The 16,365-nt window shown below is 73.1% G+C and carries 12 protein-coding genes; 1 reads left to right on the forward strand and 11 read right to left on the reverse strand.

Annotated elements, in window-relative coordinates:
• Window positions 1-448: 448 nt before the first annotated feature.
• The 11 genes from ACZ60J_RS35730 to ACZ60J_RS35780 all read right to left on the reverse strand — a co-directional run bounded on the left by ACZ60J_RS35730 (window position 449) and on the right by ACZ60J_RS35780 (window position 15,472).
• A complete protein-coding gene (locus ACZ60J_RS35730) occupies window positions 449-3,160 on the reverse strand; it encodes a serine/threonine-protein kinase (protein ID WP_469688486.1) in 2,712 nt (903 codons plus the stop codon).
• A 5-nt stretch (window positions 3,161-3,165) separates the two neighbouring features.
• A complete protein-coding gene (locus ACZ60J_RS35735; RefSeq protein WP_469688348.1) occupies window positions 3,166-4,482 on the reverse strand; it encodes a hypothetical protein in 1,317 nt (438 codons plus the stop codon).
• A 101-nt stretch (window positions 4,483-4,583) separates the two neighbouring features.
• Window positions 4,584-5,519 carry a glutamate ABC transporter substrate-binding protein gene (locus tag ACZ60J_RS35740; RefSeq protein WP_469688487.1) on the reverse strand — a complete coding sequence of 312 codons (936 nt, stop codon included), beginning with the start codon at window positions 5,517-5,519 and terminating at the stop codon, window positions 4,584-4,586.
• 161 nt (window positions 5,520-5,680) lie between these two features.
• Window positions 5,681-7,084 (reverse strand): hypothetical protein, encoded by a 1,404-nt coding sequence (locus tag ACZ60J_RS35745; RefSeq protein ID WP_469688349.1) that lies wholly within the window; start codon window positions 7,082-7,084, stop codon window positions 5,681-5,683.
• A 196-nt stretch (window positions 7,085-7,280) separates the two neighbouring features.
• The gene (locus ACZ60J_RS35750; RefSeq protein WP_469688350.1) at window positions 7,281-8,303 is read right to left on the reverse strand and encodes an N-acetylglucosamine kinase; all 1,023 of its coding nucleotides are present in this window, start codon (window positions 8,301-8,303) and stop codon (window positions 7,281-7,283) included.
• Window positions 8,294-9,568: a 6-phospho-beta-glucosidase gene (locus ACZ60J_RS35755; protein ID WP_469688351.1), complete on the reverse strand. Its 1,275-nt coding sequence runs from the start codon at window positions 9,566-9,568 to the stop codon at window positions 8,294-8,296. Before ACZ60J_RS35755 ends, ACZ60J_RS35750 begins: the two co-directional genes overlap by 10 nt.
• 5 nt (window positions 9,569-9,573) lie before the next feature.
• Entirely contained in the window at window positions 9,574-10,491 is a 918-nt protein-coding gene (locus ACZ60J_RS35760) for a carbohydrate ABC transporter permease (protein WP_469688352.1), read from the reverse strand.
• A 5-nt stretch (window positions 10,492-10,496) separates the two neighbouring features.
• Window positions 10,497-11,378 (reverse strand): carbohydrate ABC transporter permease, encoded by an 882-nt coding sequence (locus tag ACZ60J_RS35765; protein WP_469688488.1) that lies wholly within the window; start codon window positions 11,376-11,378, stop codon window positions 10,497-10,499.
• A gap of 73 nt (window positions 11,379-11,451) precedes the next feature.
• Window positions 11,452-12,786: an ABC transporter substrate-binding protein gene (locus ACZ60J_RS35770; protein ID WP_469688353.1), complete on the reverse strand. Its 1,335-nt coding sequence runs from the start codon at window positions 12,784-12,786 to the stop codon at window positions 11,452-11,454.
• Between the two features lie 147 nt (window positions 12,787-12,933).
• Complete coding sequence (locus ACZ60J_RS35775; RefSeq protein ID WP_469688354.1) at window positions 12,934-14,181, reverse strand: ROK family transcriptional regulator; 1,248 nt, start codon at window positions 14,179-14,181, stop codon at window positions 12,934-12,936.
• A 172-nt stretch (window positions 14,182-14,353) separates the two neighbouring features.
• Window positions 14,354-15,472 (reverse strand): mechanosensitive ion channel family protein, encoded by a 1,119-nt coding sequence (locus ACZ60J_RS35780; protein WP_469688355.1) that lies wholly within the window; start codon window positions 15,470-15,472, stop codon window positions 14,354-14,356.
• A 261-nt stretch (window positions 15,473-15,733) separates the two neighbouring features.
• On the opposite strand from ACZ60J_RS35780, the gene ACZ60J_RS35785 reads away from it, so the two are divergent.
• Window positions 15,734-16,288, forward strand: coding sequence for an HNH endonuclease (locus ACZ60J_RS35785; RefSeq protein ID WP_469688356.1), 555 nt, complete (start codon window positions 15,734-15,736; stop codon window positions 16,286-16,288).
• Window positions 16,289-16,365 lie beyond the last annotated feature (77 nt).

The raw sequence follows: 16,365 nt of genomic DNA on the forward strand, positions 1-16,365 counted from the left end.
GGCCCCCGGAGTGCCCGGGAGCGAAGTCCTCGCCGGGCGAGGGGACTCCGCGCGTGGCGGGGATCCCGGCCGCCGGGGTGGCCGGGCCGGAGGCACCCGCCAGAGGCGCACCGGCCGGGGTCACCGGAGGCGCGGGGGCCGCGTGCGCCGGGCCCGCCGGGGTGCCGGGGGTCGGGTGCGCCGCGCCCGCCGCGTGCGGGACGGCCGGCGCAGCCGCAGGCGGACCCGCCGAAGGGGTCTGGCCGGAGGCGCCGGCCTGGGGGACCCCGGTCGGGGGCACGGCAGGCGCGGGGGCCGCGGCTCCGGGGAACGGGGGCGCCGCGGCGGGCGGGCCCGCGGACGTCGGGGGCTCCGTGAGGGCGTGGCCGCAGAGGCCGCAGAAACGGTCACCCTCCTCCAGCGGTTCCGCGCAGCTGGGGCAGCCCGACAGCCGATGCATCGACATCAATCACACCCACGTCCGGGGACGGAAACGGTTTGCCCGCTCCACCAGTTCGATCCTCTCCTCGCCCCGCTGCGCCAGCCGGGCCAGCACGCGGAACGAGCGCTCCAGGCCGAAGCGCAGCCCCCGCTCGTCCAGTTGGCAGCCGAGCAGCGGGGCAGGGCCGGGGTCGGAACCCCGGCTACCCGACAGTACCCAGTCCAGCGCCGAGCCCAGAACTTCCGCCCTGAGCCGCTCGTGGCGCACCGAGTCCAGGCCGAACCGCCCCAGGGCTTCCACCTGCGCCGCGGCCGCCGTCAGATCGGGAAGCAGCGCCTCCTGGGGAGACCGGTCGCGCAGGCGTGCCCGTACGGCCGCCACCCGCGCGGCGGTGTGGTGGATCGAGGCCTCCGGTACGGATTCCAGCGTGCGCACGGCTCCGGCCCGGTCCCCGGTGGCCAGTTGCACCCGGGCCAGCCCGAACGCAGCCCCGACGAACCCCGGGTCCGTGGTCCACACCAGCCGGTAGTACTCGGCGGCGTTGTCCAGCTGCCCCAGCACCTCCGCGCACAGCCCCAGCGCCAGCTTCGGCGCCGGCTCGCCGGGGAAGGCGTCGTAGACGGCGTCGAAGGACAGGGCCGCCGTCTCGTCCTCCCCGACGGCCAGTGAGGAGATGCCGCGGGCCCACACCACGCGCCAGTCGTCGGGGTGCTGCGCCTCCAGCCGGGCCAGCGCGTCGGCGACGAGCGGCGCGTCGGCGCCGCCCAGTTCGAGCCGGGCCCGCAGCTCCCGCAGCCGCAGCTCCGCGGACTCGGCGGGCGCCGAGCCGAGCGCGGTCAGCAGGTCGGCCGGGGCGGAGGCCATCAGGCCCGCCAGGAATCCGGCGTTGGGGTCCCCGGCGTCGACCAGCGGCACGGGCAGTGCCAGCGCGGCCTCGCGGGTGTCCAGCGTGGACGGCTCGGGCCGCCGCACGGCGGTGATCCCGACGGGCGGCAGCGGTGCGGCCGCCGGCGCCGGTCGCGGGGCCGGTACGCCGGGACCGGCGGACCGGTGCGTCGCCGTGGTGACCAGCCCGGTCGCGCCGTACCCCGTGATCGGCGCGGTCGAAGGAGGAACGGCGGGAGCCCCCGCGGACCCGGCGGGGCCGGCGGGCGCGCCGGGGGCCGGCGCGGGCGCGGGGAGGGCAGCCGGAGCCGGAGCCGGGCCCGTCCGCCGGCGCTTCACGGCCCGTTCGCCCAGCCGGGACACGTGCCCGCCGGACTTGTCGTCGGTGAACAGCCGGTCGTCCGGTACCCGCAGCTCGGGGCCGAAGAGGGTGGAGACCTGCGGCCTCGGGCGGCCGGTCTGGAGCGCGACGACCTCCCGCAGCACCCCCGTCAGCTGGTCCGCCATCTCCTGCGCGGACGCGAACCGCCGTCCCGGATCCGGGTCGGTGGCCCGTACCAGCAGCCGGTAGAAGGACTCGTACCGCCCGAACACCTCGATGTGCTGAGGGTCCGGCAGCGAGTCCACGAACACGTTCGTGTAGCCCTGGAAGTCGAAGGTCAGCACGGCCAGCGTGCGCGCCACGGTGTACAGGTCGGAGGCGACCGACGGGCCGACCTCCGCCACCTCCGGCGCCTGGTAGCCGACGGTGCCGTAGATGGCCGACTCCTCGTCGTCCATCCGCCGGACCGCGCCCATGTCGATCAGCTTCAGCTGGTCGGCCTGCTGGATGGCGTTGTCGACCTTGAAGTCGCAGTAGAGGAGGTTCCGGCTGTGCAGGTGGCCGAGCGCCTCCAGCGCCTCGATGCCGTACGCGCACGCCTGCTCCACCGGCAGCGGGTCGCGGCGGCCGTCCGGCCTGCGCCGCTCGTTGGCGATCTCCTTGAGGGATTTGCCGCCGACGTACTCCATGACGATGTACCCGTCCAGCGAACCGGTCCGCTGGTCCAGGTGTTCCACGAAGTTGTAGATCCGCACGATGTTGGAGTGCTCGATCTCCGCGAGGAAGCGCCGTTCCGAGATCGCGGCCGCCATCGCGTCCTGGTCACCGGTGTCCAGCAGGCCCTTGAGCACCACCCACCGGTCCGACACGGCCCGGTCCACCGCGAGGTAGACCCAGCCCAGCCCGCCGTGCGCGAGGCAGCCCGCGACCTCGTACTGGCCGTGCACGAGGTCGCCCGCGCGCAGCTTGGGCACGAAGGAGTACGGGTGCCCGCACTTGGTACAGAAACCTTCCGTCCGTCCCGGCCGCTCCCCGCGGGCCCGCCCCACCGGCGCCCCGCAGTCCGACCGCGAGCAGAACCGCTTGCGCTCCGGGACCTCCGGGTTCTCCAGCACCGCCGCCGAAGGATCCGGACGGGGCACCTCCGGTACGTTGACCAGCCCGGCGCCCAGGCGGCTGCGGCCCGACCCCGAGGCGGCCGAACCCGAACTGCGCACCGACACCGACCGGGTGGACGCGGCCCCGGACAGGGCGCGCGAGAGCCGTCCCGACACGGAGCGCCGGGACGAAGAGGACCGCGAGGAGCGGGAAGCCCGCGAGGAGGAGGACGAGGACCGCCCGGACCCGTGCGAGCCCTGCGACTCCCCGTGGCGGGCCGCGCTGGTCATCGCCGTCGGTACGGACACCAGCTCCTCGGCGCCCGCCGCGACGGCGCCGGTCGGCGCCAGCCCGCAGGTGCCGCAGTAGACCTCGCCGCCGCCCATGTCCTCGTACGTCCCCGGGCAGCCGGGGCGCATGCACGCCGTTCCGATCAGACTCACGCGTCCCCCTCCCTCGGCCCGTCGGGCCACTCGCGCACCGGTCGGTGCCCCTGTTGATCCTGCTGGTCCCGCTGTTCCCGCTGCTCCTGCTGCGGTGACGGCAGCGCCTCGGCCGTGGCCCACTGGTAGCGCAGCACCGCCTGTTCGGCGGCCCGCAGATCGCAGGGAGCGCTCCACAGCATCCGCCGGGCGGTGTCGTACCGCTCCATCAGCAGCGGATCCTCCGCCATGCCGAGCCGGGCCACCTTCGCCCGGTAGGCGTCGAGCCGTCCGCGCAGCTCCGCGCGCACGGCCAGCGGAGCCGTCACCGCGGTCAACGATTCGCGGGCCCGGCGCAGTTCCTCCTCGGCCCGCTCCTCCAGGGACTCCAGCAGCGGCGACAGCCGGTGCCACTGGGCCCGGCGCCGGTACTCGGCCGCCGCCGAGAGCTGCTCCTGGAGCACCGTCGGCGGTCCGCTCACCGCGGGCACCTCGGACGCCGCGATCTTCGCCAGCACCTCACCGCGGGCCGCCCGCGCCTCCGCCAGGGTCCGGTCGGCCCGCGAGAGCACGTCCCGCAGCCCGATGAGCCGCTGCTCGGCGTCCTGCCGGACGGTCAGTACCGCCTCGACCTCACGGCGTACGTCCTCCAGCGCGAGCGCGGCCCGGTCGTAGCGCCCGGTGTCCGGACGGCCGCCACCCGGAGCGGAGCTCCCGGCCACCGGGCACCAGAACGCCAGCGGGTCCTCGATCACCCGCGCCCGCAGGTCAGCCAGCTCGGCCGTGATGGCCTCCAGGTCGTCCCCCGAGGGGTGTTCCCCCGGCCGGACCCCCACCGAGTGGGCGAGGGCGCGGGTGCGGTGCAGTTCGGCGGAGAGGAGGTCGATCCGGGCGGGCAACGCCGACCAGACGGAGTCCGCGGCGACCACCACGTCCAGGGAGCTCGCGTAGAGCTCGTTCATCCGCGACACCAGCTCGGCGAGGGAGAACCGCTCCGCGAGCGGGGCACCCTCCACCGCGGCACCGGAGATCAGCACCCCGGGCCCGCGCAGCCGGTCCGTCAGCTCGACCAGGTCCTCGCGGCTCGGCCAGCGCCGCCGCTCGCGGATCTCCCGGGCGGCGTTCAGCGCCCCGCTGTAGGCGTCGAAGTACCGCCACAGCCGGGTGATGGCCGCATCGGCCCCGGCCCACCGCTCCTTGGTGACCCCGGTCAGCCCGGCGCCCTCCAGGAGCCGTCGGCCGGAGTGGTCCTGGAGCGCGAGCAGCGAGGTCTCGACGGCCTCGTGCTCGGCACCCAGCCGGGCCAGCGCACGGTCCACGCCGTCCCGGTCCATCACCCCCGGCTGCGTCCCCGAAGGCTGCGTCCCCCAAGGTTGGGCCTCCACCGATCCTGCCTCCGGTCTTGTGACATCGGGCTCGGAATCCGACACCGGCCTCAGTCCCGGTACTTGGGAGCGGGCGGGCCGCCCACGCCGGGCAGCACGGGCTCCAGGTGGTCCCTGTAGGCCTTCATCCAGAGGCTGTTGGCACCGCCCGCGCGGTAGTCCTCCAGCACCTTGTTGACCCGGCGCACCAGGTCGCCGGCGTCCTTGTTCATGGCCACCCCGTAGAACTCCTTCGTGAACGGGGAGCCCACCAGGGCGACCGACGGGTCCTGCGCGGCCTGGCCGGCGGCGAGGGCGTTGTCCGTGATGATCCCGTCCACCTCGCCCAGCTGCAGCCGGACCAGACAGTCGAGCTGGTTGGGCACGCTGACCGGGACGGCGCCGTAGGACTGGGCGGCCAGTGCCGACTCGGCCGTGGAGCCGGCCGCCGTGCAGATGCGGCGGCCCTTCAGCGAAGCGTCGTAGCCGGTGATCGCCGAACCCTTGGGGGCCAGCACCTGCTGCCCGGCCTCGAAGTACGCCGTCGAGAAGGCGACCTCCTCCAGCCGCTTGCAGTTGACGGTCATCGTGCGCACGACGATGTCGACGGTGCCGTCCTTGAGCGCGGGGATGCGCTGGCTGGTGGGGATGGCCCGGTAGATGACCTTGCCGTCCTCACCGAGGATGTCCTTCGCTATGGCCTTGACCAGGGCGATGTCGAAGCCGTCGAGCTCCCCGGCCGGGTTGCGGTAGCCCCACTTGAAGCTGTTCTGGTCCACGCCCGCGACGAGGTGGCCCGCCGCGCGGATCCGCTGGATCGCGGCGCCGTCCAGCCCGTCGGGGCGCAGGCTCGCCTCCGGGTTCTCACAGGTGTCCCCCGGTGCCAGCGGAGCGACGGCCATCCTGGCCGGCTCGCGCACCAGCGAGGAGGGACCCGAGCCGCCCGGAGCCGCCTGGGCCAGGGGCAGCAGCACGGCCGCCGCCGTCAGCGCGCAGGCCGCGGCCATCGCACCGACCCCGCCCCAGCCGCGCAGCCGGCCCGTCAGCCGCCGCAGGCCCCGTACGTCCCGGACCTCGGCGACGCCCTCGGCGCCCTCGGCGGGCTCCGGGGTGCCCCCGGACCCGTCGGAACCCTCGCCCGCGTGCTTCACCCGTCCCGGCATCGCTCTCACCTGTACTCCGAAAGCCTGCGCCCGATGCCGAGCAGGGCGGCCACCGCGCCGACGACCGCCAGGGCCGCCGTACCTGTCACCAAACCGTCGAGCGCCCCGAGCCCGTCCCGCGCCGCCCGGGTGAACTCGCGCTGCTCGTGCAGCACGGCCTCCTCCAGCGAGGCGTCCACCGTGTCGAAGGCGGTGCCCGTGGGCTTCGGGTGGTCCTTGTCGCCGATGACCTGCCCGACGGCGCCCTGGTAGTCGCCCGTCAGGTCGGTCTGCCGGGCCGCCGCGTGCAGCCCCTTCCACTGCCGCACGCCCTCCGCGGCGCGGGCCACCGGATCGCGGCCGGCCGCGTCGTCGGCCAGCTTCGCCGCCGTCGCCAGGCCCGCGTCCAGGTCCTTCATGTTGTTCGAGTAGTCCACGTCGTACTTGTCGGACTTCTTGTCCTCGGCCAGTACGGCTCCGCGCGACACCAGGGTGAGGTTCTCGTTGGCCCGCGCCTGGAGCGAGGCGATCCGCGCGTCGTTGAGCACCTTGAGGGACTCCTGCCCGTCCGTACGGGCCTCGCTCAGCCCCGACCGGGCGACCGTGTGCCCCGCGGCCAGCCACAGCAGCAGCACCAGCGCGGCGGTGGTCGCGGCGACGAGCCCGTGGTTGAAGACGCGGTTCGTCCGCAGGTAGTTGCGCCGCTGGGCCCAGAGCAGGGCGGCGAGGGCGAGCAGGCCGGCCCCGAGCGAGGCCAGGGGCAGCGCGCGGGCCTCGTCGTAGTCCGTGTAGAGCCGGCCGGTCTCGGCCTCGTACAGCCGCTGCGCGGCGGGCAGCAGCTGGGTGCTCATCTGCTCGTTCGCGTACCGGAGGTAGGCGCCGCCGAGCGGCAGGCCCTGCTTGTTGGTGGCCCGGGCCTGCTCGATCAGGCCGGCGTAGCGCGGGAGCTGCTCGCTCAGCAGGGTGATCTGCTTGCGGGAGTCGTCTCCGGCCGTGGTGCTGGCGGCCGCGTTCACCAGCAGCCGGGACGCGTTGGCTATGTCCTTCTCGTACCGGCTGCGGACCTCGCGGGGCTCGTTGCCGCCCGCGAGGAAGCCGCTGGAGGACGCGGTGTCGGCGTCCGCGAGGGAACGGTAGATGCTCGCCGCGTCGGCGCTCAGCGGCTGGCTGCGGCCCACGACGTCGTCGGCCGCGGTGACCCGGCCGGAGACCTCCCAGACGGCCACCGCGCCGAACAGCAGGACCAGCGCGGCCAGGACCGCGCCGACGATCCGCAGCCGGCCGGGCTCGGTGGTGGCGGCAGCGCGCAGCCGCTCCACGCCCTCGGCCCAGGCGGTGCCCCGCCGGGGCAGCCCGTCGGGCGGCGGCGCCGGCGGCCCGGAGGGCGCCGGGACGCCGCCGGGCGCGGGCGCGCGTGATGTGATGGCCACCCTGACCTCCCCCTCGGTCCTTCGTGCTTCGCAGCAGTATGGCCTTAGTGGCGGTCCTCCACAGCACCCGGTCCGGGATCAGGCACGATCCGCCCCGATCCGTCCCCGGTCCTGCCCCGGCCGGTCCCCCCGTCCGCTCCACCCCTTCACCGTCAGTACGCCCCGGGAGCCGTGATGGTTCCGGCGCGGGCGCGGTTCATCCGAAATGGGCGCGCAGCTTCCCGTAGGCCTCCGGCCCGGCCCCCAGCGCGTCCAGACCCAGCAGGCCCGCGCCCAGGACCGGCGCGGCCGTCACCACCGAGACCCGGGCGTGCGGGGCCCGTTCGGCCAGCAGGGCCTCCACGCGGCCGTTCAGCTGCGGGTGCCGGGCGGCCAGGACGCTGCCGCCCAGCAGGACGGGCGCCTCCTCGGTCAGCAGGTCGAGGCGCTCCAGCGCCACCGAGGCCAGGGCCACGACCTCCTCGGCCTGCCGCTCGACGAGGGCCGCGGCGACCGGATCGCCGGCCGCGGCCACATCGAACAGCACCGGCACCAACTCGTGTATCCGTACGGGCTCGACGATGCCCAGGTGCAGCGCCTCGATCAGCGCGTGCATGGAATCCCGCGCGAAGTGCCGCGGCAGGGCCGTCGCGAGCTCGGTGGGGCCGCCGCGCCCGTCCTCGGCGCGCGCCGCCCACCACATGGCCTCGGCGGCCAGTCCGCCGCCGCCGCCCCAGTCACCGGAGATCTGCCCGAGGGCCGGGAACCGGGCGGTGCGGCCGTCGGGCAGCATGCCCACGCAGTTGATGCCCGCTCCGCAGACCACCGCGACGCCGCGCGGGCCCCCGGCGTTCTCGCCGAGGCCGGCCCGCAGGATCGCGAAGGTGTCGTTGCGGACCTCGGTGGCCGTGCCCCAGCCCCGCGCACCGATGGCCTGCGCGAGCAGGGCCTCCTCCACCGGGAGGTCCGCGTTGGCCAGGCAGGCCGAAACCCGGACGGCGTACGGGGCCCCGGCCGCGGGTTCCGGCAGCCCGGCGGCCGCGGCCGCCTCGGCGACGGCCCGCCCGACGACGTCCACCGCCGCCTCGACCCCGACGTGCGGGGGCTGGAAGCCGCCCGCGCGTCCGGTGCCGAGGACGCGGCCGTCCGCGGCGATCAGCGCCACGTCCGTCTTGCTGTTGCCCGCGTCGATCGCGAGGACGGCTGCCGCCGCCGGGGGAACGGGCCGGCTCACGCCCATGCCAGGTGCTCCTTGTTGTGCGCGAGGAGCCGGTCGGTCAGCCCCTCCGCGAGGTCGAACTGGCCCACCAGGGGGTGCGCCAGCAGCGCCTTGAACACCCGCTCGCGGCCGCCCCGCAGGGCCGCGTCCAGCGCGAGGTCCTCGTACGTCGTGACGTGGGCGATGAGCCCCGAGTACAGCGGGTCCAGCCGCGGTACGGCCAGCGGCGACGGCCCCGTACCGTCTGTGCCCCGGATGCGCGCCTGCACCTCGACGACCGCGTCGTCCGGCAGGAACGGCAGGGTGCCGTTGTTCAGCGTGTTGACCACCTGTACGGCGCTCCCGCCGTCGCCCAGCAGGGCCGCGGCCAGGTCCACCGCCGCCTCCGAGTAGAAGGCGCCGCCCCGCTTCGCGAGCAGTTCGGGCTTCTCGTCCAGTGCGGGATCCCCGTACAGGCCGAGCAGTTCCTTCTCCATCGCGGCGACCTCGGCGGCCCGCGAGGGCTTGGTGCCGAGCTCCCGGACCACCTCGTCGTGGGCGTAGAAGTAGCGCAGGTAGTACGAGGGGACCACGCCGAGCCGGTCCAGCACCGCACGCGGCAGCCGCAGGTCCGCGGCGATGGCGTCGCCGTGCCGGGCGATGAGCTGCGGCAGCAGGTTCTCGCCCTCCGGGCCGCCCTTGCGCACCCCCAGCTCCCAGGTGAGGTGGTTGAGGCCCACGTGGTCGAGGTGGATGTCGGCCGGCGCCAGGTCCAGCATCGCGGCGAACCTGCGCTGGAAGCCGATGGCCACGTTGCACAGCCCGACCGCCTTGTGCCCGGCCTGCAGCAGGGCGCGGGTGACGATCCCGACCGGGTTGGTGAAGTCGATGATCCACGCGTCCGGGTTGGAGCGCCGGACCCGCTCGGCGATGTCGAGGACCACCGGGACCGTGCGCAGCGCCTTGGCGAGACCGCCGGCCCCGGTGGTCTCCTGGCCCACGCAGCCGCACTCCAGCGGCCAGGTCTCGTCCTGGAGCCGGGCGGCCTGCCCGCCGATGCGCAGCTGGATCAGGACGGCGTCCGCGTCCGCCACGCCCGCGTCGAGGTCGGAGGTGGTGGTGATCAGGCCCGGGTGCCCCTGCTTGGCGAAGATCCGCCGGGCCAGGCCGCCGATCAGCTCCAGCCGCTCGGTGGCCGGGTCGATCAGCACCAGCTCGCTGATGGGCAGGGTGTCGCGCAGTCGGGCGAACCCGTCGATCAGCTCGGGGGTATAGGTGGAACCGCCGCCCACCACTGCGAGTTTCATGGTCACTAGCCTTTCACTCCGGTCAGGGTGACGCCTTCGACGAACGCCTTCTGGGCGAAGAAGAAGAGGACGATCACCGGGGCCATGACCAGCACGGTTGCCGCCATGGTCAGGTTCCAGTTGGTGTGGTGCGCGCCCTTGAAGGACTCCAGTCCGTAGCTGAGGGTCCAGGCGGCCGGGTTGTCGGAGGCGTAGATCTGCGGGCCGAAGTAGTCGTTCCAGGCGCAGAAGAACTGGAACAGCGCCACGGCCGCGATACCGGGCTTCGCCATCGGCAGGACCACGCGCAGCATGGTGCGCAGTTCGCCGCAGCCGTCGACCCTCGCCGCGTCCAGGTACTCGTCGGGGATCGTCAGCAGGAACTGGCGCAGCAGGAAGATGGAGAAGGCGTCGCCGAAGGCCATCGGGATGATCAGCGGCCACAGGGTGCCGGAGAGGTCCAGCTGCTGGGCCCAGAAGAGGTACATCGGGATGACGACCACCTGGGGCGGCAGCATCATCATGGCGATCACCAGCAGCAGCGACAGCCGCCGGCCGCGGAAGCGGAACTTGGCGAGCGCGTAGGCGACGGGCACCGAGGAGACCACGGTCAGCAGGGTGCCGAGGCCCGCGTACAGCAGGGTGTTGCGCCACCAGGTCAGGAAGCCGGGGGTGTCCCACACCTTCGTGTAGTTGCCCCACTCCCAGGTGTTCGGCCACAGGTCGCGGGTCAGCGCCTGCTGGTCGCTCATCACCGAGGTCAGGAAGAGGAACACGAAGGGGAGGACGAAGAAGAGCGCCGCCGCGACGCCCAGGGAGTGCACGGCCACCCAGTGCAGGGCGGCCTTGCGGCGGGCGGCGCGCCCGACCCGGGCGGCGTCCGGGGTGCCGGGCGCGGCGGGACGCGGACGGGGCCGCGTGCCGCGGGTGATGGTCTGGCTCATGATCCTCAGTCACCTGCCTGGATCAGCCCGCCGCGCCGCCGCATGAGCAGCGCGGTGAAGGCCATGGAGAGGGCGAACAGCACCAGGGCGACCACGCAGGCGGCGCCGTAGTCGAAGCGCTGGAAGCCGACGTTGTAGATGACCTGGGGCAGGGTCAGGGTGGACTTGTCGGGGTACCCGGGCTCGAACTGCTGGCCCGAGCCGCCCATCACGCCGGACGCCACCTTCCCCGCCACCAGGGGCTGCGTGTAGAACTGCATCGCCTGGATGACTCCGGTGACCACCGCGAACAGGATGATCGGCGAGATGTTCGGCAGGGTGATGTGGCGGAACCGCGCCAGCGCCCCGGCCCCGTCCAGCTCGGCGGCCTCGTACTGCTCCTTCGGTACGTCGAGCAGCGCGGCCATGAAGATGACCATCAGGTCGCCGACCCCCCACACCGCGAGCGCGGTCAGGGCCGGCTTGGACCAGGCGGGGTCCGTGAACCAGCCGGGCCCGGACACTCCGACGGTGTCCAGCAGGGTGTTCACCGGCCCGGTGCCCGGGTTGAGCAGGAAGACGAAGGCGAGGGTCGCCGCCACCGGAGGGGCCAGGTAGGGCAGGTAGAACAGGGTGCGGAAGACGCCCGTGCCCAGCTTGATCTTGGTGATGAGCAGGCCGATGCCGAGGCCGAAGGCGACCCGGCAGGCGACCATGATCACGACCAGCCACAGGGTGTTGCGCATGGCCGGCCAGAACATCGGCAGGTCGGAGAAGACGTAGGTCCAGTTGTCCAGCCCGTTGAAGACGGGCGGGCGGAAGCCGTCGTACTTGGTGAAGGAGAAGTAGACGGTGGAGACGAGCGGGTAGGCGAAGAAGACGCTGAACCCGATCAGCCAGGGCGACATGAAGGCCGCTGTGCGCAGCGAGGCCCTGCGGCGCTTGGTGCGCGGTGCGGGGGAGAGCGTGCCGGCCACCGGACTACTTCGCCTTCGCGATGTCCGTGTCGACCTGCTGGTCGGTCTTGGCGAGACCGGCGGGGATGTCCGTGACCTCGCCCTTCTCGACCGCGTACGCGAAGTCCGTGAAGGTCAGCTGGTAGGTGCCGCCGTCCGCCTGCGCCGGGGTGGTGGTCGACTTCGGGTGCTTGGCGATGTCGATGAACGTCTTGAACTCCGGGCTCACCTGGAGCTTGGGGGAGTCCAGGGCGGCCAGCGTGGAGGGCACGTTGTGGATGGCGTTGGCGAACTCCACGACGGCCTCGGTGTCGGTCGTCATGTACTTCGTCAGCTCCCAGGCGGCGTTCTGCTTCTTGCTGCCCGAGGCGATGCCCATGATCGTTCCGGCGAGGTAGCCCTTGCCGTACTCGGAGACCCGGTCGTCGGGGACGGGCATCGGCGCGGTCCCGATCTCGAACTTCACCCCGGCCTCCTTGGCCATGTTCGCCCGCCACTCGCCGTCGATCTGCATGGCCACCAGGCCGAGGTGGAAGGGGTGTTCGGCGCTCCACTCGTCACCGAAGGTGGTGCGGAACTTCTCCAGCTTCTCGTACCCGCCGAGCTTGCCGACCAGGTCCTTCTGCGCCGTCAGCATCTGCGCGAAGCCGGGATCCCTGGCCAGGTTGGACTTGCCGTCGGCGTCGAAGTACGCCGGGCTCCACATCGCGGCCAGCCGCTGCGGGGCGGTCTCGTAGCCGTGGTAGGTGGGCATGATGCCGAGCTGCTTGTACGAGTCCCCCTCGGGGACCGTCAGCTTCTGCGCGGCGGCCACGAACTGGCTCCAGGTCTTGGGCGGTTCGGTGATCCCGGCCGCCTCGAAGGCGGTCTTGTTGTAGACGAGGCCGTACGCGTCGTTCAGCAGCGGCAGCGTGCACTGGTTGCCCTTGAACTGGGTGTACTCCAGCAGGGTCTTGGGGAAGACCTTCTCCTTGTCGACCCCGGACTTCTTCAGGAAGGGGTTCAGGTCGGCGAAGGCGCCGGAGTTGCAGAACTTGCCGACGCTGTCGGTGGTGAAGGAGGAGACCACGTCGGGGGCCTTCTCCCCGCCGGCGCGCAGCGCCTGGTTGATCTTGTCGTCCGTCATGTTGCCCGTGACGTTCACCTTGATGTTCGGATGGGCCTTCTGGAACCGGGCGATGTTGTCCTCGATGGCCTTGATCTCGCTGGGGGCGGACCAGCCGTGCCAGAAGTTGAGGGTGACGTCCTTGTTCGGGTCGTCGGAGGCCGTGTTGGAAGCGGAGCCCGTACACGCGGTGGCGAGTACGGATATCGCGGCGACGGCGGTTGCGGCGACGGTGAGGCGGCGGATTCCGGGCATGGCGGAGTCACTCTCTGCGCGGGGGGACTTCCTGGAGGGGTGGGGCGGGTGACTGCTCACGCGGCCGGGTGCGGTCCGGCCGCGAGGTGGTGCGCTTCGCGGGGTGGTGCGGTGTGCGCGGTGGTGCGGTGCGCGGGGTGGTGCGGTTCAGCGGCGGGAGGTGTCGAAGACCTCGTCGCGGGTGGCGGCGAGGGCGCTTTCCAGCGCCCCGCGCAGCACGGGCCGTTCCCGTACCTCCCCGGTCACCAGCTGGGGCCGGGACGGGGCGAGGTCGGCGAGCTCGGCTTCGAGGAGTTCGCGCAGCGGCTCGCCGCCCGCGATGGTCAGGGCGCCGGAGAGGATCACGACCTCCGGGTCCAGGACGGCGACCAGCGAGGCGAGTCCGGTGGCGAGGGCGGTGGCGTACTCCCGCAGGAGTTCCAGGTGGGGTCCCTCGGGTGCGGCGGCGGCCTGGGCCAGCAGTGCGGCCGCCGCTTCGACCATGGCCCCGGACTCGGCCCCGTGCACGGCGCCGTGCACCGAGCCGGCCCCGGCCGCGGCGGCAGGCGGTGCGTCGACGCCGAGCCGGGCCGCCATCGCGGGCAGTACCTGCGCGCCGGCCAGCTCCTGGTAGCCGCCGGAGTTGACCCGGGTCACCTGGCGGACCAGGGGGTGCCCGGCGACCGGCAGGAAGCCGATCTCCCCGGCGCCGCCGGTCCAGCCGCGGTGCAGCCGGCCGCCGAGCACGAGGGCGGCCCCGAGGCCCTCCTCGTTCCACAGCAGGACGAAGTCCTCGTGGCCGCGGGCGGCGCCGAGCCGCTGTTCGGCGACGGCGGCGAGGTTCACGTCGTTCTCGTACTCGACCGGCATCGGCAGGGCCGCGGCCAGCTCTTCGAGGAGCGTGGGGGACTGCCAGCCCGCCAGGTGGTCGGCGTAGCGCAGCACCCCGGTGCGGGGGTCGAAGGAGCCGGGGGTCGCGATGACCACCCGGTGGATGTCGGAGAGGTGCAGCCCGGCGTCCTTGACGGCCCCGCCGAGGGCGCGGGTGACCTGCTCGACCGGCCCGGTGGACTCCGCGTACGGGAGCTCGTGGCTGCCGATCACCTCGCCGGCGAGGTCGGCCACGGAGGCCAGGATCCGGCCCGGGGTGACGTCGAGCCCGGCGACGTACGCGGCCTGCGCGTTGACGGCGTAGAGCTGTGCGTTGGGGCCGGGGCGGCCGGTGGCGGTGCCGGTGGCGACGACGAGCCCGGCGGATTCGAGCCGGGCCAGCAGCTGGGAGGCGGTGGGCTTCGAGAGGCCGGTGAGATGCCCGATCCGGGTCCGGGACAGGGGACCGTGCGTCAGCAGGAGCTCGAGCGCGGCCCGGTCGTTCAGGGCGCGCAACAGGCTGGGCGTACCGGGGGTGGCGGGCATGGGGTGACTTCTCTCTCACCGAGGTGAACTGTTAGGTAAGTTTCCTATTGGTGGGTCGCTCGTGTCAATGGCACTGCGTACACCACTGCCCCCGCAGGTCGGACCTACGGGGGCAGCGGCGGTGATGTACGTGTGTGCGGGCCGGACGGGGCCGGACCCGGCGGGGCGGGCGCTACTTCGTGATGCGCGGACCGGAGCCCGGGCCGGCCGGATGCGGTATCTCCGCGGTGGCCAGGGACTGCGGGGACGTCGGGTTCGCGAGCGCGGACGGCGGGGCCACGGAGGCCGAGGGGTCGGCCGGTGCCTCCTCCTCCTCGGGCGCCGGCAGGCCCCCGACGATCCCGATGCCCGCGGCGTCGAAGGCGTCCTTGATCCGCCAGCGCAGCTCCCGCTCCACGGCGAACTGCTGGCCCGGCATGGTCTTCGCCGACACCGACACCGACATCGAGGCCAGCAGCACCTCGTCCAGGCCCAGCACCTCCACCGGACCCCACAGCCGCTCGTCCCACGGGGACTCCTTGGCCATGGTGTCGGCGATGTCCTTGATCACCTCACGGATGCGGGACAGGCTCTCGTTCGGCTTGACCTGCACCGCGACGCTCGCCGTGGCCCAGCCCTGGCTGAGGTTGCCGATCCGCTTGATCTCGCCGTTGCGGACGTACCAGATCTCGCCGTTGTCGCCGCGCAGCTTGGTGACGCGCAGCCCCACCTCGACGACCTCGCCCGAGGCCACCCCGGCGTCGATCTTGTCGCCGACGCCGTACTGGTCCTCGAGGATCATGAACACGCCGGACAGGAAGTCCGTGACCAGGTTCCGGGCACCGAAACCGATGGCCACACCGGCCACACCGGCGCTCGCCAGCAGCGGCCCCAGGTTGATGTCGAGCGCGCCGAGCACCATCAGGGCCGCCGTGCCGAGGATCAGGAACGAGGCCACCGAGCGCAGCACGGAACCTATCGCCTCGGACCGCTGCCTGCGCCGCTCGGCATTGACCAGCAGCCCGCTCAGCGCCGTGCCCTCGACGGCGTCGGCGCCGCGGTTCATCCGGGTGATCAGCTTGGTCAGCGACTTGCGGACCACCGAGCGCAGGGCGAAGGCGATGACCAGGATGAGGAGGATCCGCAGGCCCAGGTAAAGCCATCCGGCCCAGTTCTCCTCGATGAAACTGGCGGCGTTCGTGACGCTCTCGTGCGTCTCTCTGATCGTTTCGGACGCGTCGGCGTTGTTGTCGTTGCCGGCGATGGCGGCGTTGGCGGCTGCGAGAGGGAGCAGAGCAGCAGTCCAGGGCACGGCAGGAACCTCCAGATGTGGCGTCCTGCCCGCAGTAGGGGTGGGGCGGGCAGACCATCCACCCTAACGGGGCATTAGGCCGTACTTGTTGCCGTGTTCGAGGGAGAGACCAGACTCACGCGGGGAGGAAGCCGGTGTGGTCGAAAACACCTCGGACCCGTTACGGGCGCGTGGTGGCGCTTCGACCAGCCGTAAGGGGAGACTGGAAAACAGATCGTCCCGGCGCGAGCCACGCGCCGCCGGCGTTATAGGAGGCAGTCCGTGCCGCACGTCCTGGTCCTCAACGCGTCGTACGAGCCCCTCGGCGTCGTACCGCTCCGTCGCGCGCTCGTCCTCGTCCTGGAGAACAAAGCCGTCTCCCTGGAAGAATCCGGCGCCTTTCTGCACAGCGCGACAAGGGCCGTCCCCGCTCCCAGCGTGGTTCGGCTCAAGCGCTTCGTGCGGGTCCCCTACCGGGGGCCCGTTCCACTCACCCGCCGCGCGCTGTTCGCCCGGGACGGCGGCCGCTGCATGTACTGCGGGGCCGTCGCCACCAGTGTCGACCACGTCATCCCGCGCAGCCGGGGCGGGCAGCACGCCTGGGACAACGTCGTCGCCGCGTGCCGTCGCTGCAACCACGTCAAGGCCGACCGGCACCTCGTCGATCTCGGCTGGCGGCTGCGGCACCAGCCGGCTCCGCCGTCGGGGCTGGCCTGGCGGATCATCGGGACGGGGCACCGGGATCCGTGCTGGATGCCGTACCTCCAGCCGTACGGGGCGGAGGACGCCCTGGACCGCATCGGGGTCCCGGTCGCCACGGCGGCGGTCGCTTCGTAGGCCCCGGACCGGGCCCCGGCCGAGGTTGCCGCTGCGCGGGGCGGAGCTCCCCGCTGCGGCCCTTGCCCGCTGCGCGG

Source organism: Streptomyces sp. NPDC104226 (genome assembly GCF_055584085.1).

Bases quoted from the DNA above. Each gene is read 5' to 3' on its own strand.
- ACZ60J_RS35770 (WP_469688353.1), bottom strand. From the start codon at position 12,786: ATGCCCGGAATCCGCCGCCTCACCGTCGCCGCAACCGCCGTCGCCGCG.
- ACZ60J_RS35750 (WP_469688350.1), bottom strand. From the start codon at position 8,303: ATGGGCGTGAGCCGGCCCGTTCCCCCGGCGGCGGCAGCCGTCCTCGCG.
- ACZ60J_RS35760 (WP_469688352.1), bottom strand. From the start codon at position 10,491: ATGAGCCAGACCATCACCCGCGGCACGCGGCCCCGTCCGCGTCCCGCC.
- ACZ60J_RS35740 (WP_469688487.1), bottom strand. From the start codon at position 5,519: ATGGCCGCGGCCTGCGCGCTGACGGCGGCGGCCGTGCTGCTGCCCCTG.
- ACZ60J_RS35755 (WP_469688351.1), bottom strand. From the start codon at position 9,568: ATGAAACTCGCAGTGGTGGGCGGCGGTTCCACCTATACCCCCGAGCTG.
- ACZ60J_RS35735 (WP_469688348.1), bottom strand. From the start codon at position 4,482: ATGGACCGGGACGGCGTGGACCGTGCGCTGGCCCGGCTGGGTGCCGAG.
- ACZ60J_RS35765 (WP_469688488.1), bottom strand. From the start codon at position 11,378: ATGTCGCCCTGGCTGATCGGGTTCAGCGTCTTCTTCGCCTACCCGCTC.
- ACZ60J_RS35775 (WP_469688354.1), bottom strand. From the start codon at position 14,181: ATGCCCGCCACCCCCGGTACGCCCAGCCTGTTGCGCGCCCTGAACGAC.